Annotated in this window: 14 protein-coding genes, 2 tRNA genes and 1 riboswitch; of the genes, 9 read left to right on the forward strand and 7 right to left on the reverse strand. The window is 39.1% G+C overall.

The window, feature by feature from the left end; translation table 11 throughout:
• Positions 1–315: 315 nt before the first annotated feature.
• From thrA to ACLJX0_RS02910, 6 genes are all read right to left on the reverse strand, one after another.
• Complete coding sequence (thrA, locus tag ACLJX0_RS02885; protein WP_410878234.1) at positions 316–2,718, reverse strand: bifunctional aspartate kinase/homoserine dehydrogenase I; 2,403 nt, start codon at positions 2,716–2,718, stop codon at positions 316–318.
• Positions 2,719–2,730: 12 nt separating this feature from the next.
• Positions 2,731–3,696, reverse strand: a complete 966-nt coding sequence (locus ACLJX0_RS02890; RefSeq protein WP_410878236.1) for an alpha/beta fold hydrolase — start codon at positions 3,694–3,696, stop codon at positions 2,731–2,733.
• Between the two features lie 17 nt (positions 3,697–3,713).
• Complete coding sequence (locus ACLJX0_RS02895; protein ID WP_410878238.1) at positions 3,714–4,991, reverse strand: O-acetylhomoserine aminocarboxypropyltransferase/cysteine synthase family protein; 1,278 nt, start codon at positions 4,989–4,991, stop codon at positions 3,714–3,716.
• A gap of 306 nt (positions 4,992–5,297) precedes the next feature.
• Positions 5,298–6,005: a tRNA1(Val) (adenine(37)-N6)-methyltransferase gene (locus ACLJX0_RS02900; RefSeq protein ID WP_410878240.1), complete on the reverse strand. Its 708-nt coding sequence runs from the start codon at positions 6,003–6,005 to the stop codon at positions 5,298–5,300.
• Between the two features lie 237 nt (positions 6,006–6,242).
• Positions 6,243–6,773: a ribosome maturation factor RimM gene (rimM, locus tag ACLJX0_RS02905; protein ID WP_410878242.1), complete on the reverse strand. Its 531-nt coding sequence runs from the start codon at positions 6,771–6,773 to the stop codon at positions 6,243–6,245.
• Between the two features lie 12 nt (positions 6,774–6,785).
• Positions 6,786–7,310 (reverse strand): 30S ribosomal protein S16, encoded by a 525-nt coding sequence (locus tag ACLJX0_RS02910; RefSeq protein WP_410878244.1) that lies wholly within the window; start codon positions 7,308–7,310, stop codon positions 6,786–6,788.
• A gap of 476 nt (positions 7,311–7,786) precedes the next feature.
• Between ACLJX0_RS02910 and ACLJX0_RS02915 the strand changes: the two genes are divergently transcribed.
• The gene (locus ACLJX0_RS02915; RefSeq protein ID WP_410878246.1) at positions 7,787–8,383 is read left to right on the forward strand and encodes a DUF6252 family protein; all 597 of its coding nucleotides are present in this window, start codon (positions 7,787–7,789) and stop codon (positions 8,381–8,383) included.
• A gap of 118 nt (positions 8,384–8,501) precedes the next feature.
• Positions 8,502–13,037 (forward strand): DNA polymerase III subunit alpha, encoded by a 4,536-nt coding sequence (dnaE, locus tag ACLJX0_RS02920; RefSeq protein ID WP_410878248.1) that lies wholly within the window; start codon positions 8,502–8,504, stop codon positions 13,035–13,037.
• A gap of 58 nt (positions 13,038–13,095) precedes the next feature.
• On the opposite strand, the gene ACLJX0_RS02925 is transcribed toward dnaE, so the two are convergent.
• Complete coding sequence (locus tag ACLJX0_RS02925; RefSeq protein WP_410878250.1) at positions 13,096–13,599, reverse strand: MepB family protein; 504 nt, start codon at positions 13,597–13,599, stop codon at positions 13,096–13,098.
• A gap of 201 nt (positions 13,600–13,800) precedes the next feature.
• On the opposite strand from ACLJX0_RS02925, the gene trxA reads away from it, so the two are divergent.
• The 7 genes from trxA (at position 13,801) to ACLJX0_RS02960 (ending at position 20,579) form a co-directional block, all read left to right on the forward strand.
• Entirely contained in the window at positions 13,801–14,118 is a 318-nt protein-coding gene (trxA, locus tag ACLJX0_RS02930; RefSeq protein ID WP_410878252.1) for a thioredoxin, read from the forward strand.
• A gap of 397 nt (positions 14,119–14,515) precedes the next feature.
• A tRNA-Asp gene (locus ACLJX0_RS02935) sits at positions 14,516–14,589 on the forward strand.
• Between the two features lie 114 nt (positions 14,590–14,703).
• Positions 14,704–14,780: transfer RNA gene (locus ACLJX0_RS02940), tRNA-Asp, on the forward strand.
• A 237-nt stretch (positions 14,781–15,017) separates the two neighbouring features.
• Positions 15,018–15,198, forward strand: a riboswitch (cobalamin riboswitch).
• A gap of 97 nt (positions 15,199–15,295) precedes the next feature.
• A complete protein-coding gene (locus ACLJX0_RS02945; protein ID WP_410878254.1) occupies positions 15,296–17,377 on the forward strand; it encodes a TonB-dependent receptor in 2,082 nt (693 codons plus the stop codon).
• Between the two features lie 4 nt (positions 17,378–17,381).
• Positions 17,382–18,509, forward strand: a complete 1,128-nt coding sequence (locus tag ACLJX0_RS02950) for a YncE family protein (RefSeq protein ID WP_410878256.1) — start codon at positions 17,382–17,384, stop codon at positions 18,507–18,509.
• Positions 18,510–18,543: 34 nt separating this feature from the next.
• A complete protein-coding gene (locus ACLJX0_RS02955; protein WP_410878258.1) occupies positions 18,544–19,455 on the forward strand; it encodes a PKD domain-containing protein in 912 nt (303 codons plus the stop codon).
• 26 nt (positions 19,456–19,481) lie between these two features.
• Positions 19,482–20,579, forward strand: coding sequence for a DUF4465 domain-containing protein (locus tag ACLJX0_RS02960; RefSeq protein ID WP_410878260.1), 1,098 nt, complete (start codon positions 19,482–19,484; stop codon positions 20,577–20,579).
• Positions 20,580–20,633 lie beyond the last annotated feature (54 nt).

Raw genomic sequence — 20,633 nt, forward strand, 5'->3', positions numbered from 1 at the left:
TCACTAGATTTAGGGAGGAAATGGGAGAATGGGAAATCGTGCCTCGGTTTTTATTTATCTCCACCAAACCCCACCAAACCTCACCAAATCCCACCAAACCTCACCCAATCTCACCAAATCTCACCAAATCTCACCTAATCCCCACCAAACCCCACCCAATTCTCACAAATAACGAAGGATGAGATAAAAAGAGAAAGAGGCTTCTTAAACAAGAGCCTCTTTCATTTGAAATTTAGAATAAACAACAACCAAAAACAAGGGGGACACCCCTATCCTGGTTCACTATAAAATAAGAATAAATTCAGTTTGATTTTTTTATTTATCTGCTAAGCGTAAGATATCGCCAAATACACCTCTTGCTGTGACAGCGGCGCCAGCACCTGCTCCTTGAATGATAATGGGGTTTTCCCCATAACTTTCCGTATAGATTTCAAAAAAACTATCGGACCCTTGGAGTTGTCCCAAAGGAGAATGCTGCGATACTGCAACTAGTTTGGTTTCCAAAATCCCTTTGTCTTGTTGTAAATTACCTGATAGTTCTCCTACATAACGCAAGACGGTATGGGGTTCTAAACTTTGTTTGATCGTCGCAAAGTGAGCATCTAGCTGTTTCAATTGGGCTAGAAACGCAGCAGTATCTACGGATTGTAAGGGGTATGGAATGAGACTTTCAATATCAATTTCTTCAAATTCATTCTGTAGATCTAATTCTCTGGCGAGAATAAGGAGTTTGCGCCCAACATCATTCCCAGATAGATCTTCTCGCGGATCAGGTTCTGTGTACCCTTGGACAATAGCTTCTTCTAATATGGTGCTAAACGGTTTGTCTTGAACGGAAAACGCATTGAAAATATAGCTCAAACTCCCCGAAAACACCCCTTTTATTTTGGTGATGTTTTCTCCTGATAAATGTAGGAGTTTGATGGTGTCAATCAGTGGTAACCCTGCGCCAACATTGGTTTCGTATAAATATTCTTTGTGGTTTTCTTTGAGTGCCTGTCTCAATTGGTTGTAAAACGAATAGGAAACCGTATTGGCAATTTTGTTGGATGAAATCAGATCAAAACCTCCTTCGACTAAGGGAAGATAGTTAGTAATAAAAGAAGAAGAAGCGGTATTATCTAGTGCAATTAAGTTTTCTAAATGATGTTCTTGTGCAAAGGATAGTACGTCTTGTATCGTATAGGGAATTCCTTGTGCTTCTAGGTCTTGTCTCCAATGGGTAGAAATCCCTTTCTCAGTGAGCCATACTTTCTTGGAGTTTCCGATAGCAAAGATATGCAAGTCGATATTTTTCTTGGCAGCAATAGCTGTAGTAGAGGCTAGGATTTGATCAATTAAGGTTCCTCCAACTAGCCCATGACCAAAGATGGCCAAGTTAATTTTCTTGGTTACACCAAAGATTTGGCCGTGAATCACGTGTACCGCTTTTTTTGCCTCTTCTTGGTGAACAACCAAACTTACATTCTTGCCTGTTACTGTATTGTGGAAGAGAATGGGATTGATTTTATTTTTAATTAAAGCAGTATACGGTTGGTCAAACGTACTTAAGTCTTGTCCAATGATGGACAGAATGGCCACGTCAGCAACTAGGTGAATGCCATCCACATCTCTACTTTGAAATTCCGCTTGAAATTCGCATTCCAACACTGTTACGGCAAGAGTTGCTTGTTTTTGTTGTACTGTAAAGCCCAATCCCCGTTCAGAAGAACCTTGGGAAATCACGCCAATACTGATACCTGCCTGAGCGAGTGCAGTAAAAATACGCGCATCAATTCCCACAATGCCTAATAAACCACGTCCTTCCAGTTGAATCAAAGCAATATCGGATTGAACAGAGATAGATTTAATGCCTTCTGCAGTTGGGCGAGCCGAAATAAGCGTTCCCGTATTTTCAGGATTTAAGGTGTTTAATATACGAAGCGGGATTTGATTTTCGATTAAGGGAACAATAGTTTTGGCATGTAAAATTGAGGCGCCAAAATGGGCCAATTCATTAGCCTCATCATAATGAAGGTGCTCTATTTTCTGTGCGTTTTTCACCCACTCAGGATTAGCTGTATAAATCCCATTGACATGGGTGTAATTTTGCAGTTCTTCTGCTCCGAGAAAGTTGGCTAATAGCGCTGCAGAGTAGTTACTGCCATTTCTACCTAAGGTCGTTGTATCGCCTTTTTCTGTAACGCCAATAAAACCCGTCACCACAGCAAGGGTTTGCGGAGGAAATTCTTTGAAGTAAATCGCAGTTTTGGCCTTAGAGAGCTCTTCTTGTACTTGAGCCTGACCAAATACCGTATCAGTAATAAAAAAATGGCGACTGTCCACAGCAACAGCCGTTATCCCTTGCTGGAGTAAGTGATGGGTCAATACCTTACTCGAGATGAGTTCACCTTGTGCTAAAACCAAATCCTTAATTTTAAGGCTGTAATCTTCGAGTAGTGAAACACCTTCATATAATTTTTGTAAAAGCGTAAACTCCTCCTTTAATTCTATACCACGATGGTAGCTGTTCGCTTGAAAATCGAGAAAAGGAGTGAGGTAATCTGCTTGGTTTTTGGCCAAATCAAGGAGGGATTCCAAGGTGTCTGTGGTATTGCCAATAGCAGAAACAACCACGGCAATTGGACCCTGTGTTGCTTTGTTTTTTATAATTTGAATGACGTTGTCAAATACTTGACCTGAGGCAAGTGATTTTCCACCGAATTTTAGAACTTTCATAGTTGGATGGATTTAAAAAAGGGGTTTTAGCAAGGTCTGTAATTGTTGATATTCCATGAGGAAAGCATCGTGACCGTGTATGGATTGTATTTCTTTATAGGTAATGTCCGCACCATAAGCGTATAATTTGCAATAGGTTTGTCGTTGTTCTTGTCGCGTAAACATGCCATCGCTATCCACGGCTATCAGTGTGATTTGGGTGGAAGCTTGGGTGGCAAATTGTTTCATCTGTTCATCTGTGAGTGCTTGCCCAATGGTTTTTAACAAGTGATTCATTAGTCGATAAGCAGCCAGTTGAAAGCGCTGTTGTAGCGTTTGACCGTGGTAAGTCAGCCAACTCTCAATCGTATGTGTCCGGGTTAGGGTTTGAGTAGCTTGTTTAAACTTCTGATTGATGGACTCTGGTGTTCGATACAGTAACATAGCGTGTTTGCGCGCATCTTTTATGGGTTGGTTGGAATGATTGAGAATGGCTTCTTGTACGGTTACTTGTCCAATGAGCCAATCTGACGCTTGTAGGTTGGTAGCAATGGGAATTAACCGCTGCAGCGCATGAGGTCGCTGTAGCGCCATTTCCCAGGCTATGCTCCCCCCTAAACTCCCTCCGATAATAGCATAAAGCTCTGAAATGCGAAGAAAGTCTAATCCTTTCCAAAATACATCCGCTATGATTGCCGTGGTAAAGGACTTATAGTTTAAGAGTAAGTGTGTTGCTTTATCTCCATAACCGTTTCCAGGAATATTAAAGGCCAATACCGTATAGCGATTTAAATCAATCACTTGCCCCCGTCCAATAAGGGGATTCCACCAGCCCTGTTCGCCTGTGACTGTACTATTCCCCGTCAAGGCATGATTGACCAAGACAATAGGGGCTTGATGCAAGGGTTGACCAAATACCTCGTAGTTCAGATACAAGGTTTGTATGGTTTGGTCTGGTAAGCGGTAATCCGTTAATTGGATGGTGTGTAAGTGATTCATAACTAACCAAGAGTAAATTAGAGTAAGCTTTTAAAAACGCGGGCTAAGTCTTGTTTAAGGTTTTCCACGGCTTCAATTCCCACTGATAGACGTACTAAATCTGGAGAAACACCTGTGGCTTGCTGTTCTGTCACCGTTAATTGTTGATGCGTGGTAGAAGCTGGGTGAATAATCAGTGATTTGGTATCTCCTATATTGGCCACTAAAGAAAAGAGTTTTGTTTCATTTGCTACTCTTTTCGCTGCTTCAAACCCTTTCTTTAAACCAAAGGTGATAACACCACTTTGTCCATCAGGTAAATAGGTTTGTGCTAGTTTGTAGTAAGGGCTAGAAGGTAAGCCAGGATAATTGACCCAAGCAACCGCTTCTTGTTGCGTTAGCCATTCTGCTAAGGCCAAGGCGTTTTCACTGTGTTTTTTGAGGCGAATTGATAAGGTCTCTAAGCCTTGAATGATTTGAAAGGCGTTAAAAGGACTTAAAGCAGCTCCTAAATCGCGTAGCCCCTCCAAGCGTATTTTACCAATAAAGGCCGCTTTGCCAAGGGCTTCATGATAGATTAAACCGTGATATCCCGCTGCGGGTTCCGTAAATTCAGGGAATTTTCCGCTGCTCCAATCGAAAGTACCCGCGTCAATGATAGCACCTCCTAAAGCCGTACCATTGCCAGAAATGTATTTGGTTAAGGAGTGGATCACAATATCAGCTCCGTGTTCAATAGGTCTGAGCAAGGCAGGAGACGGAACTGTATTATCCACAATAAGCGGGATTTGATGTGTTTTTGCTAGTCGGGACAATCCTTTTAAATCAATTAAATCTAGCTTGGGATTTCCCAAACTTTCAATAAAAATAGCTTTGGTATTTTGTTGGATATGTTGGCTGAAATTTGCTAAATCCGCTGGATCAACAAAAGTGGTGTGAATGCCCAAACGCGGTAAGGTGACATTGAGTAAGTTATAGGTTCCGCCATATAAACTATTCGATGCTACCAGGTGATCTCCTGCTTTTAATAGGGTGAGTAGCGTCGTGCTAATAGCAGAGGCTCCCGAGGCTGTTACCACAGCACCAATTCCCCCTTCTAGTGCAGCTAAACGCTGTTCTAGAATATCGTTGGTCGGATTGTTTAAACGCGTATAAATGTAAGCGGGAACAGATAGGTTGAATGCCCCTGCTGCATGATCCGCATTCTCAAAGACATAAGATGAGGTTTGATAAATAGGCACGGCTCTAGAACCTGCCGTTTGATTCACTTGATGTCCAGCGTGTAATGCTTGCGTAGAAAATTGAAAATTGCTCATATTTGTTTATGGTTTAGTGTTAAAAAAATGGTGTAAAAAAAAGCCCCACCGGCAGACCGATGAGACTTCAACTAATTTATCCTACTAAATAAAAAGATTAACTCGTTGACTTTCGGCCATAACAGTCGTGGAACATCATCATGTTCATCTGTAGGGGCATCATCATTGTGTTAACTTGTAAAATCATGGTTTGTGTTTTTTAATTAATCAAGAATACAAGGGTTTTACTTATCTCCAAGTATTGGTTTGATTGTAGAGCAAATTTCTGTAAAATATTTTGAATAGCAGGTATAAAAACTTGATATACTATAATTTTAGATAAAAATTCTGCACAAGGGTGGTGAATTCAGGGGTGTAACAGTGTCTTTTTTCTTCTAATATGAGTTCATTTAGAGGAATTTTCTCTATGCGTTTCCTCGAAAAGGCAAGTAAACTGCGTTTTACCTCACTGGTAGGCGTTCCTTTTACGCGAGTAACCTGTAGGGGATAGATTTCAAACTCGGCAGCCAAGTACATGATGCGTTCTTCTTCCTTTGCTGGAACAATGATACTAAATACGCCATCTTCAGTCAAAAAGAATTCCACTGCTTCGATTAATAGCTCAAAAGGAAGGGAATTTTGAAAGCGCGCTTGGTCTCTTTTTTCATCTGAGGTATAGTAATCTTCGCTGTAAAAGGGAGGATTAGAAACAATTAAGTCATATTCTTCGTCCATGCCATTGGCAAAATCTTCCAACCCCGCATGGTAACAGAATAAACGATCGCCCCACGGACTATTTTCAAAGTTTTCAGTGGCTTGTGCATGTGCATCCGCATCGATTTCCACCCCGTCAATTTGTTCCGCATTGGTTCGTTGCGCTAACATTAAGGCAATTAATCCAGTTCCTGTACCGATATCCAATATTTTGGTTGGGTTGTGGTCAACAGGAGTCCAAGCACCGAGGAGTACCCCATCGGTTCCTACTTTCATGGCACATTGATCTTGGTGTATGGTGAATTGTTTGAATTGAAACATAAGATTTTTTTGCGATTTGTTATTTGTATGATTTGTTGTGGATAACACGTACAAAATTACGAAAAACAAACTGTGAAAAGAGGGAAGAAACGAAGTGTGTTGTGGAAAGGAAGAAAGTGCTCGGTTTATTGGGTTATAAAGGTAGAGAGTGAAACTCTCCCGATGCGTAAACTCCAACGTATAAAAAAACGCCAAGTACACAGGAGTACTTGGCGTTTTTTATATCTCAACAAGATCTTAGTTTTCTAAATATAAATCAACTAAACCAGCCGGTATATTCAGTACTAATTTTTTGTTTTCTCGATCCACTTGCACGATGAACTGGTCAATCATCGGAACTAAAATTTCAGTTCCCTTGTGATCAATCTCGAATAAGGCCTGATAGTTACTGTCATTGATACGCACTAGCGTTCCGATAGCACCCAAGGTCGTGTCAACCACTTCAAAACCTTCTACTTCGTGATAATAGAACTTATTTCCTTCCAATTTTGGAAGTAAGTTTAGAGGCAAATACAATTCCGAACCCATAATTTGATCTGCTTCTTCTTCTGAGTTACAGTCTTCAAATTTGACTCTTAGGAAATCATTTTTATGCAAAAAAGCGTCTTCAATAAAAAAAGGAACCAGTTGTCCGTTAAAGTCAACGAACACTGATTCCAAATTTTCGTATAACTCAGGTTCATCTGTGTCTAAATAGACCAAAACTTCCCCCTTGAAGCTAAATTTTTTTGCGATTTTGCCTAAATAGAAACAATCTTTTTTACGCATATCGCTTTAAAATTATGCTTGAGTTTCTTCGTTGTTTTCTTCCGTTGCTTCCTCAGTTTCTACGTTTGCAGACTCAGCAGCAGCTTTTGCTTCTTGAGCAGCAGCAGCGCGTTTTGCGTTCGCTTCTTTCTCAGCAGCAATTTTGTTTGCTTTTTCAGCAGCTTTAGAAGAAGATAAACCTTCTTTCTTAGCGTTGATTTTGTTTGCTTTCTCCTCTAACCAAGCAGTGAATTTAGCATCTGCTTGCTCTTGCGTTAAAGCACCTTTGTTCACTCCACCTTGTAAGTGGTGTTTCAATAAAGCACCTTTGTAAGAAAGTAATGTTCTAGCAGTATCCGTTGGTTGCGCACCGTTGAATAACCATTTAACAGCTGAATCTACATCTAGCTCAACAGTTGCAGGGTTAGTGTTTGGATTGTAAGTACCGATTTTCTCTAAGTATTTACCATCTCTTTTAGCGCGTGAATCAGCAGCTACTACCCAGTAAAAAGGTTTCCCTTTTTTACCGTGTCTTTGTAATCTAATTTTTACAGACATAATATTTTGTTTTGTTTGAGGTACCCGACCTCGGTTAAAAATTTGTGCAAAGATACTAACTTTTTTAATGCAATACGGTAATTAAATATTATTTTGCATTAGTTTGTTGTGTTGTACTGTGTTGGTTTTGTGGTATTCATTGGTTTTATATGGAGTCAAAAATGAGTGTTTACAACAGTTTGTTTCGCATTGAAACCATGAAGGATACGAAATAAGGTAGAAACATGGAAACTAAATAGTAGAAACATGGAAACTAAATAAAAGGGTTCAAAAACAGAAAGTACGGTAAAAATATTGTATTTTTCTCAATAGAACTTAATTCTCAATGTCACATGCGGTAACAATGATTTTGTATTTTAAGGAAACGCAAAAATTAGTTTCACATCAAAGTTAAAGTTTTATTAAAAAAATTTTTTTATGAACAATAAAAAATATATTTTTGCGATGTATATATATCACTAATAGATTAGTATAATATGAGAAAGATAATAGGAATGTTCGCGTTGGTTTTGGGCTTCATGGCATGTGAAAGTGATGTTAAATTTTCAGACCCTGGCATGTATGCATCCATGACAGTTGATGCTATTACCGATTCAACGAAAATAAATGGTAATCCCTATAGTCATTATACGGAATACAAACCCCAATCGTTCAAAGCTTTTGTAGTGAATGAAAAAACACTAAATATAGAAGCGAAAACGGATTCTACTACTTTGAGAATATATTTGCCAGATTATGAATTTGGTGCAAAATACGAATTTAACGCTACGGATAATATCAAGGCCGATTATATCGTGTATGACGATTATAAAAATACAGCTTCGATGTATTCAACGGATGCTTTGAGTTTAGTAACGAATCAACCAGTGAGTCGACCAGGATATATTATTTTAGATCCGGCAGATAAGCAAGTGCCAGGTACTATTTCTGGAACATTTTCAATCAACATGAATGCAAGTATTTTGCCAGATGACGAAGTAGATGATAACAACAAACGCATCAAGCGTTATGTAGATCGAAAAACATTTGATGGTGGAGTGTTCTTTAGAATTCCACTTGGAAAAGGAGAATAGAGATTAGTAAATTTATTTATATTGTGAGAAGCTGCTTAGGAACTAAGCAGCTTTTTTTTGTACCTTTGAACTTGTTACAAATCGCCCTGTTTTGGGGTTAATATTCTATAAATCAAGTATGTATTTAATTTTTGATACGGAAACCACAGGGCTTCCGAAGAGTTGGTCGGCTCCCTTAACGGATACAGATAACTGGCCGCGATGTGTACAAATCGCCTGGCAGTTACACGACGATATGGGACGACTTGTGGAACATCAAGATTACCTAATCAAACCCAAAGGGTTTAATATTCCGTATGATTCAGAACGCATTCACGGGATTTCTACGGAATTGGCCGAAGAACAAGGGATTGACTTAGAAGAAGCATTAGCCAAATTCAATATCGCACTTACTAAAGCTCATTTTATTGTGGGACAAAACATTGGGTTTGACGTCAATATTATGGGCTGTGAATTCTATCGTATGGGGGTAAACAGTCCTTTAACGGAAATGGCGGTGCTTGATACTTGTACAGAAGTTACAGCAGAAATGCTGAAACTACCTGGTGGACGTGGTGGGCGATATAAATTACCAACCCTAACTGAATTACATACCTATTTATTTGGAGATGCCTTCGCAGAAGCGCATAATGCAACAGCTGACGTAGAGGCAACGACGCGTTGTTTCTTGGAGTTGATTAAGCGCAATACGTTTTCCAAAGAGGAACTACAATGTGATGATACGTATATTCAACGTTATACGGATTTTAACCCTCAGCCGTTTCAACCAGTTGGGTTAAAACACATCAACCTTAAGAAAGCATCGGATGAGATTAGAGCACGCCTAGCAAAATTGCAAGGAAGTGCTACAGAAGCAATTTCAACCGAAGAAAAACAACAGTTCCAACAGGCGCGTTTTGCACATTTACACGTGCATACACAATTCTCTGTTTTACAATCAACCATTGGTATTCCGAATTTAGTGAAGAAAGCAGGGGAGATGAACCTGTCTGCGATTGCCATGACAGACCACGGAAATATGATGGGAGCTTTCCATTTTGTGATGGCAGTCAACAACCACAACAAAGGGATAGAAGCACAAAACAAAGAACGCATAGAAAAAGGAGAAGAAGCCTTGCCTTTGTTGACTCCTATTGTAGGTTGTGAATTCTTTATCAATGAAAATCACTTGGATCGAACCAAAAAGGACAATGGATACCAAGTGGTGCTATTGGCAAAAAATAAAAATGGATACCACAACCTAGCGAAAATGGCGTCAATTGCCTATACCGATGGGTTTTATTATGTGCCGCGTATTGATAAAAGCGTGGTAGAGCAATACAAAGAAGATGTGATGGTGCTGACGGGAAATTTATTTGGAGAAATTCCAGGTAAGATTCTCAACGTTGGAGAGCGTCAAGCAGAAGAGGCGTTACTATGGTGGAAGGAGCAATTTGGAGAAGACCTTTATATTGAGTTGATGCGTCATGGTCAGGAAGATGAAAATCGCGTGAACCAAGTACTCATTGAATTGGCGCGTAAACACGCCATTAAAATGGTCGCTACAAATAACGCGTATTACCTTGATAAAAAAGACGCCAATGCGCATGATATCTTATTGTGTGTGAAAGACGGAGAAAAACAAAGCACGCCAATTGGACGAGGAAGAGGGTATCGCTATGGATTACCCAATCAAGAGTACTACTTCAAGTCAGAAGAAGAAATGAAAAAATTGTTTGAGGATATTCCTGAAGCAATTTATAATATACAAGAAATCGTAGATAAAGTAGAACCGTTTGTGCTCCATCGCGATGTATTGCTTCCTAAATTTGATATTCCTGAAGAATTTCAGGATGCAAGAGATTTAGAAGGTGATGGATCAGGAAAGCGTGGAGAAAACAACTACTTAAAATACTTAACATACGAAGGGGCTAAACGTCGTTATCCAGAGGTGACACCCGAAATCAGTGAGCGTTTAGACTTTGAATTGGCGACGATTGAGCGTACGGGATATCCTGGATATTTCTTAATTGTGCAGGATTTCATTGCTGCTGCTCGTCAAATGGGAGTTTCTGTAGGACCTGGTCGTGGATCTGCTGCAGGTTCTGCTGTAGCCTATTGTTTGGGAATTACTAACTTAGACCCTATTGAATACGATTTGCTTTTTGAGCGTTTCTTGAATCCTGATCGTGTATCCATGCCCGATATTGATATCGACTTTGATGATGAAGGTCGTAGTAAAGTTATGGATTATGTAATCGATAAGTATGGATCTAACCAAGTGGCACAAATTATCACCTATGGAAAGATGGCGACGAAGTCGGCGATTCGCGATACTGCTCGTGTATTGGATTTACCCCTATTCGAAGCGGATCGTATTGCAAAGCTAATTCCAGGGATGATGCCATCCAAATGGAACTTGGCGCGTTTCTTGTCTGAAGGGGAAGATGTTATCAAAGGAGTGTTGCGAAGTGAAGAATTTGATAAGGTGAAAGAGCTAATCGCTTTAGCAAAGGAAGATTCACTAGCGGCAGAGACAATTCAACAAGCTAAAATATTGGAAGGATCGATGCGAAATACGGGAATTCACGCTTGTGGGGTGATTATTACCCCGGATGACATTACCAAATTCGTTCCTGTAACCGTAGCTAAAGATTCCGACTTGTACGTGACGCAGTTTGATAACTCGGTAGCGGAAAGTGCTGGACTGTTGAAGATGGACTTCTTGGGGTTGAAAACCCTGACCTTAATTAAGGATACGATTAAATTAGTTAAATATAGAACGGGAATTGATATCGATCCAGATTTGATTCCTATTGATGATGAAAAGACCTATGAATTGTTCCAGCGTGGAGAAACAATTGGTGTATTCCAATACGAGTCCGCAGGAATGCAGAAATACATGCGCGAATTAAAACCAACGGTATTTGCCGATTTAATTGCCATGAATGCCCTATATCGTCCAGGTCCGTTGGAGTATATTCCATCTTTTATTCGCCGTAAAAATGGAGAAGAACCGATTGTATACGATTTAGATGCTTGTGAGGAATACTTACAAGAAACCTATGGTATTACGGTGTACCAAGAGCAGGTGATGTTGTTGTCCCAGAAGTTGGCTGGATTTACTAAAGGTGAAGCGGACGTTTTGCGTAAGGCTATGGGGAAAAAGCAAAAGGATGTACTGGATAAAATGAAACCTAAATTTGTCGATCAAGCGGCGCAAAAAGGGCATGATCCTGTAGTGCTAGAGAAGATTTGGAAAGACTGGGAAGCATTTGCTTCCTATGCCTTTAACAAGTCCCACTCGACCTGTTATGCGTGGATTGCGTATCAAACGGCTTATTTAAAAGCGCATTATCCAGCGGAATATATGGCGGCAGTACTGTCCAATAATATGAATGATATCAAGCAAGTAACCTTCTTCATGGAAGAATGTAAACGCATGGGACTTCATGTATTAGGGCCTGATGTCAATGAATCTTTCTATAAGTTTACAGTAAATGATGAATATGCCATTCGATTTGGAATGGGAGCCGTAAAAGGCGTAGGGCAAGGAGCTGTTAAAACCATCGTGGATAACCGAGCCAATGCACGTTATCGTTCCATTTTTGACTTGGCAAAGAAAATTGACTTAAGAGCTGCTAATAAAAAAGCATTTGAAAACTTAGCTTTGGCTGGGGGGTTCGATTGTTTTGAAAATACACATCGCGCCCAATATTTCTATACAGATCCATCAGATCCCAACACATTTTTAGAAAAAGCAATTAAATATGGAGCCAAAACCCAGGAAAGCGAAAATTCAGCTCAGGTAAGTTTGTTTGGCGATAGTAGTGAAGTGCAGATTCCAGAACCGTTATTGCCTGCTTGTGAAGAGTGGAGTACCATGGAGAAATTAGCGAAGGAAAAAGAGGTAGTTGGAATTTATATTTCTGGACATCCTTTAGATGATTTCCGTTTTGAGTTGAAGAATTTCTGTAATGTTCGAGTGGAAGAGCTGGTGCGCTTGGAAAATTTTACTGGACGTGTGGTTAGTTTCGGCGGGATGATTAGCGATGTGCAGTTCAGGACATCTGCGAAAGGAAAAGATTGGGCTGCCTTTACGATTGAGGGCTATGACGAATCGTTTGAATTTCGCTTGTTTAATGAAGATTTTCTGAAGTTTAGACATTTTTTGTTAACCAATACCTTTGTCTTTGTACGTGTACAAGTGAATGAAGGATGGATACGTAAGGATACTGGAGAGCGTGGAGAACCTCGCTTGCAGTTTATGGAGATGAAGTTGCTCCATGAGGTTATTCCTACTTTTGCTAAACAATTGGTGTTGCAACTAAATGTCAAGGATTTAAGTGAGGGTAAATTAAATGAGATTAAAGCAACTTTAGATAAATACAGTGGAGATAAACAGGTTTTCTTTGATATTTACGAGTTGGAAAAAATGGAGCTCGAAGATGAACTAAAACCAAGACCAATGCTCAATATGCCACTGCATGACGATGGAGAACTAGGAGATGAAATGGTTGGTGAGAATGAGATGACCTTTGAGTTAGAAGAGAAGAAAGAAGAATTTAGAATCGTGAATCGCATTGAAATGTCAAGTCGAAACAGTCGCATTACAATTAGTGCAGATCTGTTAGAAGAGTTGGAGCGTCAGCAGTTGATGTTTAAGTTAAACTAAATAAGAATAAAAAAGCAAAAAAGCCTTGGTTGTAGTTATACCCCAAGGCTTTTTTAGTTTAGCTATACGCCTTAAGTATGTGATTCGCTTTTTCAGCGGCTAAGGCAGAATCAGTTGTCAGATTAATAAAGTATAGGCTTTGCCATTGTTGGGTTTGTATCGCTTGTTTACTCGTAGGAATATCCCAATCAGGATACAGGCGAAACCCGCGTTTTCCTTCTCTCGTAGCAGTAGTGAGGATGTGTTTGTTTCCTAATACTGCTTTGGGAAATAAGAAAAAACCAAAGTGTTCTTCCTGTCGTACAGCGATGAGATAAAAGTCGAAAGGAGCAGTTAGTGGAAATGGCTCCGTAATTCCTGCTGTATTCCGTTGCCATACCGTTACAAATTGCCCAATTTTCTTGGGTGTTATTTTTGCTTTTCTAAACTTAGTAAGATATGGCCCTAGTTGGCACGTATACCCGCTATATTCTTCACATTCTAAATCTATATCTGTAGACATAAGGTCTAGCCCTGTGTAGTGTTGAAAAAATGTAGCGAGTTGTTTTAATTCAATAGGCATAAAGAAAAAATTTATTGAGGTAAATATCGCTTTATTTTCCCTTTATATGTATTGATGGAAGAAAAAATAATGCGATATTTCTCTTTCTTATAGTTCTAGGATTAGCTTTATATATTTCAAAATAGATAAAATTGATTAAAAAGGGGAATAGAAGTATAATAATTTTAGTAGTTTTGTGTATTAACGTAAAAAAGAAATACAATGGCATTAGAAATAACAGATGCTACTTTTGAAGAAGTAGTATTAAAATCAGACAAACCAGTTTTAGTAGATTTTTGGGCAGTATGGTGTGGACCATGTAAAATGTTAGCTCCAGTTGTATCAGAATTAAGCGCTGATTTCGACGGTAAAGCAGTAGTTGGAAAAGTAGATGTAGACAATAACCAAGAGTTTGCTTCAAAATACGGAATTCGCAACATTCCTACTGTATTAGTATTCAAAAATGGAGAAGTAGTAGGGCGTCAAGTAGGAGTTGCTCCTAAAAAAACATACGAAGATTTAATCAATGAGGCTTTATAAGAAGCAATCGTGTAATTAAAAACATAAAAAACAGCAGTGAATTTTGATTCCCTGCTGTTTTTTTTTGGTTCAAATAGAGTTTGGAGACCATAAAATTGGGAAGTAAAAACACAAAAAAGAAAAAAAAGAAGTCATTAGTCAATTAAAAAACGATAAAAAAGAGGGTGAAAAGTTGTTCAGAAGAAGATTAAAAGAAAATAAAGAAAGGAATGAAGGAGGTGAAAGGACATATGATTCAAAAAAGCATAAAAAAAGTAAATTTTTTTTATGCTTTTATTGTGTTGAAACTCAGTTCGCTTCTAATTTTGGTGGGAAAAACTTTTATTTTTTTTATCGTAGGATTTGGAAGTGTAGAAAATGGTCGTATATTTGCACCGCATTACAGCAATAAAGACAAGGTTTGGTAGTTCAGTTGGTTAGAATACATGCCTGTCACGCATGGGGTCGCGGGTTCGAGTCCCGTCCAGACCGCAAAACTCAAAAGCAATTTTGAGGCAGCGAAAAAGACAAAGAAAAGAATAAATTTCTTTGTAGTTTTTAAAAAAAGTCTATCTTTGCTGCTGTAATGATTTTATGGTTAATACTGGTTTGGTAGTTCAGTTGGTTAGAATACATGCCTGTCACGCATGGGGTCGCGGGTTCGAGTCCCGTCCAGACCGCCAGTAAAAAAAAAGCCTCTCATTTCGTGGGAGGCTTTTTTTGCCCTCTAATAATCACTGAGTTATTAGATTGTAAAATTTAGTTGTGTTGTTAAGTGCGTAAGCACTAGGTTTAGTAGTTAGACCAATGAAAAGCTTTCCTGAAATTCATGGAGAGCTTTTTTGTTTTTTACACGGTATGTCCTCTGTTAACTGTCAACCGTAAACAGTTCACTGTTAACTGTCAACTTTTATCTATATTTGCATCGAGAATAAAATGGTTTATCTGAGAAGATAATGAAAAGGGAATGGAGTGTAAATCTCCAACAGGCCCGCTGCTGTAAGCTCCATAGTTTAGCAAGCGTAGTTGTCCACTGTTGTCAAATGGGAAGGACCTTGCGATGAGTAAGTCAGAATACCTGCCATTTTACGTTTTGTTTCATGTTTTCGATGCCAAAACAGTGAATACAGTAGTATGTGTCCTTTATTTTTATAAGGGGTATGGGTGTGTTTGCATGTCGGCCAATTAAAATATACGTATGCGTGTACCCTATTTCGTTTTCTTTGTAGGTTTGATCTGGTTTTCGGCGACTTCGTTAAGCTATGCCCAATCCGTACAACAACCCCTAGATACGTTAACCACCTTAAACGAAGTACGCATCGTAACAACTCAATCCCGTGATCTTATAGCGCCTCAAACATTAGATGGAGTACAGTTACAGCGCCTAAATAGTGTTGATGTAGCGGATGCTTTGCGTTATTTGGCAGGAGTTAAAATCAAAGATTATGGCGGAATGGGTGGACTAAAAACGGTAGATGTACGTCATATGGGAACCCATCAGGTTGGTGTTTTTTATAACGGAATTCAACTAGGCAATGCGCAAAATGGCGTGGTTGATTTAAGTAAATTTGCTTTGGATGATATCGAAGCTATACAGTTGTATCACGGGCAACGCAGTGCGGCACTCCAAGCGGCCAAAGAATATGCCTCCGCTTCTGCAGTATATCTGCAAACCAAAAAACCGATATTCAAAAATAAAGCGAAGGCACAAGCTCATATACAGTATAAAACAGGATCAATTCAATGGTCTAATCCTTCGGCTCATCTTGCAATTAAAGTCACGGACAACATGAGTACAAGTATTAGTACAGCCTATTTATATTCCAACGGAAACTATAAATTTAGACAAAAACGCTTTAATCTCGATGGAACAGTGGCCTATGATACCCTCGGTTATCGAAAAAATAGCGGTATTGAATCATTTCGCTTGTCTAATAGTTGGTTTGGTCAAAATCAAAAAAATACGTGGCAGGCGAATGTATACTACTATCGTTCGCATCGTGGATTACCCGAGGCCATCATTAAAAAAAGTGATGCTACACTGGCCACAGAAAAGAATAACGAAAAACAAGAAGATGTCAATGTCATGGTGCAAGGGGAATGGAAACGACAGGTTTCTCCTTTTTATCACTGGATGATAAAAGGAAAATTTGCCTACGACCAGTTACACTATACATCGAGGAAGACCGTTGATTTTCAAGGGGAAGAAGTGACCTATAATCCTCAATTCGACAATACCTACAACCAACAAGAATGGTATCTGTCTGCTTCTCATTTATTTACGCTAACTTCATGTTGGAATGTTTCATTAGCAACAGACGTACAGTATAATAAATTAAACGCAACCCGAGTAGGACAAGAAACTCCTTTTGCCTTTCCAGAACGTTATGCCTTTTATACCGTTCTATCAACTAGCATTGATCTAGGTGCTTTTAAAGCCCAAGCGAATATTTTAGGAACCTTCACAAAGGAGAGGGTCAAAACGGGCTATCAAGCGCCCAATCGTTTCCTGTTTACGCCTTCCGTTTTTGTGCAGCTTAATCCTTGGGGCAACCCTAATTTTAGTTTACATGCTTTTTATAAACACCTCTATCGACTTCCGACCTTCAATGATTTGTACTACACCCAATTGGGAACTGCTCATTTGAAGCCCGAATACACCCGTCAGGTGCATGTTGGTTTTACTCAACGCCAACCCATTAAGTCAAACCTCCTGAAAGAAGTGAGTCTAACAGTATCAGGATATTATGCAGAGGTAAAAGACAAAATTATAGCGTCGCCTACGTCGAGTATGATGCGTTGGATGATGTCCAATTTGGGGAAAGTAGAAAATTACGGACTTGAAAGTCAACTTAAAACTAGCTGGGAACCCCTGCAAGGCGTAAAGGCCCAATTGGGATTAACCTATGAATATACTATTGCTAAAGATTTAAGTGTAACGCCTTCGGGGGGAACCTCCTATTATGGAGACCAAATTCCTTATACCCCTTGGCATTCTGGATCTGCTTTAGTGGGACTTGATTATGCTACTTGGCAGCTAAACTATAGCTTTATTTATGTTGGAAAGCGATACAATGGAAATAAGAATAATATTCAACGCAATGAATTGCAACCATGGTATACCCATGATCTCAATGTACAAAAAGAAATTCAATGGAAGAATAAAACCATTCGCCTTGTGGCAGAGGCGAATAACCTCGCCAATCAATACTATGAAGTAGTGACTAATTTTCCCATGCCTGGGAGAAACTTTCGTTTAACCTTACGCGTTGATTTATAAGCTTATGAAAAAGTATAGTTTCATTCTTTTACTAATTAGTTTGATCCTGTCTAGTTGCAGGAAGGATGAATTGATTTTTGTTTCGGATAGTTCTACCGTGTCTGTTCCTGTGCAGTTAGAAAGCTACCAAGGTTTTTATCTTTTAAATGAAGGAAATATGGGAATGAATCGCGCTACCATTGATTGGTTTAATTACGAAACAGGAGTTTACACCCGTGATATTTTTGCCGAGCGAAATCCGTCCATTCCCCGTGAATTAGGAGATGTGGGTAACGACTTAAAAATTTATGGTTCAAAGGCCTACGCAACAATCAATGCTTCTAATTTCGTAGAAGTTTTTGATGTAGCCACAGGCAAACACGTACAGCAAATACATCTACCCAATTGCCGTTCATTGGCTTTTGCAAATGGCAAGGCGTATGTTAGTTCTTTTTCTGGGAAGATTGAGATTAATCCCAATGCAGAACTGGGTTTTGTTGCGGAGATTGATACGTTGTCTTTGCAGGTAATTCGCAAAGTAGAAGTAGGTTATCAGCCTGAAGAAATGGCTATTTATGCCAATAAATTGTATGTAGCTAATTCTGGAGGTTATCGTGCCCCTCAATATGATACAACGGTTTCTGTGGTGGATTTAACGACGTTTACCGTACAAAATAAAATTGAAGTTGCTCCTAATTTACACCGCATGCAAGTAGATGAGCAAGGGGATATTTACGTAAGTTCGAGAGGGAATTATACCACTATATCGCCAAATTTATATGTGATTGATTCAGCAACAGGTGAAGTCAAACAACAGTTGTCTATTCCTGTTTCTAATATGATAATCGATGATAATAAATTGTATTACTATGCCAATGCTTATCAAGAACATACGAATACGAATACAGTATCTTTTGGTATTCTAGATACGACAACCAAGCAAATGATTCGACCTTCTATTAGTACTGATGGTTCAGAAAAATTACTGTTGGTGCCTTACGGAATTGCCGTCAATCCAGAGACCAAAGAAATTTTTTTAACTGATGCACAAGATTATATTGGGACAGGATATATTTATTGCTATTCAGCAGAAGGGAAATTAAAATGGAAAACAACAGCGGGTAATATTCCTGCTCATATCGCCTTTATGTAGGTACTAATTCGCCAAACACTATACAAGAATGACAATGAAAAAAAGAATACTTGGATGGACAATAGCCAGTTTAGTTTTAGGAATGGTAAGCAGCTGTTCCAGTGATAGTGAGACAAAAGAAGAATCTATCCCGTATAAAAAAACAGTGACCAAAGTATGGGAATATGCGCCTGCTTTTGGACAATTTGTCAATGAATTACCACCATACGAAGAGGGAGATACGATAGAAAGTATGCGCGTAAAGGCAGAGAAAGCCTTGCGGAATAATGAAGTCATTACTTTGGGAGGATTTGGGGGCTATGTGGTGTTTGGTTTTGATCATACCATTCCCAATGTACCAGGGAAACGAGACATTCGAATTTTGGGGAATGCCTTTGCTAATAATGCAGAACCAGGTGTCATTTTAGTGGCTTATGATCGCAATAAAAATGGGGTACCTGATGCAGATGAATGGTATGAAATTGCAGGAAGTGAACATGGAAGTCCAACCGTCATTCGCCAGTATGAAATTACGTACTATAAGCCAACGAAGGATAAAGAAGAGGAGTCAGGAGAAGTAGCAGAATATATCCGTTGGAAAGACAACCAGGGGCAGGAAGGATGGAAGACTAAAAATACGTTTCATCAACAAAGTTATTATCCGAAGTGGAAAAAAGAAGAGGCCCTGACTTTTAGCGGAACCTTGTTGCCGAATAATGCGGTTCGCGTGGAACAAACAAATAATTGGCAATTGCCTCCTTTTGCTTGGGGGTATGCGGATAATTATCCCAATGCAAGAGAGGGAGCAACCATTGATATTGATTGGGCGGTCGATCAAGAAGGAAATAAAGTACAATTGCCTGGTATAGATTTTATCAAAATTTATACGGGATTAAATCAAGAAGCAGGTTGGCTAGGCGAAACTTCTACCGAAGTAGCTGGAGCCATTGATCTGCATATGGAATAAATATACTAATACTTAAATATTCAAACATGAAAAAAAACTTTTTGCGTCTTAGTGCCCTATTTGTTTTAGGACTAAGTGTATCAGCGGTGACACTAACAAGCTGTTCTAGTGATGATAGTGGGGTGCATAACATTTCGGTGGATAAAGGGAGTTTAACTGCTGTTACTTTTGAAGAAGTGGTAATTGATCCACAAGTGGACACACAAGGAGCCATTTTTACGTGGTTCGATCACACAGATAACAAGGTGATTTCTAAAGCAGCGATTTTGAAATATGCATTTCAAACCCCAGGTACACACAAAATATCTTTGAAAATTGAACGTGGAAGTAGAACGGAACTTTATACGTATACCGTTGAGGTTTCAAAATCGGACGATTTTGGTTATGTACGATTAAATCTGGCTGATTTTGATTTATCAGATGGTTTAGAGACAACGGGAGGAAAAATTTGGAAAGAGACGTTTATAGAAGACGTGGCTTTAAAAACTTCCATTTTTTCATTCAATCACAATGCTATTACCGAGTGGAACACCTGGTATGGATTTACGGTATCGAATAGTTCAGATAATACCAATCACTTGGAATCTGAAGGAGGGTGGATAAAAAACCAATGGGGGTCGATGGCTCAAGGCGGAGTAGTTGGAGCAGGACAACCGTTTTTAGTGGCTTATGCGGATCATAAACCCGATGCAAGTGTACTACAGCCAGGCGCAGAAATTGAAGTAGAAAACTTTAGTGCAGTAGTGACCTTAGATAAAGCAAAGCGATATAAAGCAGTTAGCACAGCTGTTGCATTAAGTCCATGGAGTTATTATGGGATAGCAGAAGGGGATGATTATGCAACGAAGTTTAAAACAGGGGATTATTTTGCTTTAAAAGTGTATGGAGTAGGAGAGGATATGAAATTAACTGCAGCACAACCAGTCACTCATTATTTGGTTGATTTTAGAAGTGGTATTCAAGCCATTGACAAAGGATGGAAAACAGTAGATTTATCTTCTTTAGGAGAAGTAAAATATTTATTATTCTTTTTAGAAACAACAGATGTAAATGCACAAGGGTATGCGAATACAGCGTTGTATTTTACAATGGATCAATTGACGGTTAATCCTATTGAAGAATAAAAATCACGCTTAAAATAAAAAAAAAGGCTATCTCAACAAGATAGTCTTTTCTAT

Origin of the sequence: Myroides sp. DW712 (assembly GCF_046557355.1) — a bacterium.
Taxonomy (GTDB): Bacteria; Bacteroidota; Bacteroidia; order Flavobacteriales; family Flavobacteriaceae; genus Flavobacterium.

Excerpts from the sequence above, each read along its gene's own strand:
- trxA (WP_410878252.1), top strand. The coding sequence starts at position 13,801 with ATGGCATTAGAAATAACAGATGCTACTTTTGAAGAAGTAGTATTAAAA.
- ACLJX0_RS02915 (WP_410878246.1), top strand. The coding sequence starts at position 7,787 with ATGAGAAAGATAATAGGAATGTTCGCGTTGGTTTTGGGCTTCATGGCA.
- ACLJX0_RS02955 (WP_410878258.1), top strand. The coding sequence starts at position 18,544 with ATGAAAAAAAGAATACTTGGATGGACAATAGCCAGTTTAGTTTTAGGA.
- ACLJX0_RS02900 (WP_410878240.1), bottom strand. The coding sequence starts at position 6,005 with ATGTTTCAATTCAAACAATTCACCATACACCAAGATCAATGTGCCATG.
- ACLJX0_RS02895 (WP_410878238.1), bottom strand. The coding sequence starts at position 4,991 with ATGAGCAATTTTCAATTTTCTACGCAAGCATTACACGCTGGACATCAA.
- rimM (WP_410878242.1), bottom strand. The coding sequence starts at position 6,773 with ATGCGTAAAAAAGATTGTTTCTATTTAGGCAAAATCGCAAAAAAATTT.
- ACLJX0_RS02950 (WP_410878256.1), top strand. The coding sequence starts at position 17,382 with ATGAAAAAGTATAGTTTCATTCTTTTACTAATTAGTTTGATCCTGTCT.
- ACLJX0_RS02960 (WP_410878260.1), top strand. The coding sequence starts at position 19,482 with ATGAAAAAAAACTTTTTGCGTCTTAGTGCCCTATTTGTTTTAGGACTA.
- ACLJX0_RS02910 (WP_410878244.1), bottom strand. The coding sequence starts at position 7,310 with ATGTCTGTAAAAATTAGATTACAAAGACACGGTAAAAAAGGGAAACCT.
- dnaE (WP_410878248.1), top strand. The coding sequence starts at position 8,502 with ATGTATTTAATTTTTGATACGGAAACCACAGGGCTTCCGAAGAGTTGG.
- ACLJX0_RS02925 (WP_410878250.1), bottom strand. The coding sequence starts at position 13,599 with ATGCCTATTGAATTAAAACAACTCGCTACATTTTTTCAACACTACACA.
- ACLJX0_RS02890 (WP_410878236.1), bottom strand. The coding sequence starts at position 3,696 with ATGAATCACTTACACACCATCCAATTAACGGATTACCGCTTACCAGAC.
- ACLJX0_RS02945 (WP_410878254.1), top strand. The coding sequence starts at position 15,296 with ATGCGTGTACCCTATTTCGTTTTCTTTGTAGGTTTGATCTGGTTTTCG.
- thrA (WP_410878234.1), bottom strand. The coding sequence starts at position 2,718 with ATGAAAGTTCTAAAATTCGGTGGAAAATCACTTGCCTCAGGTCAAGTA.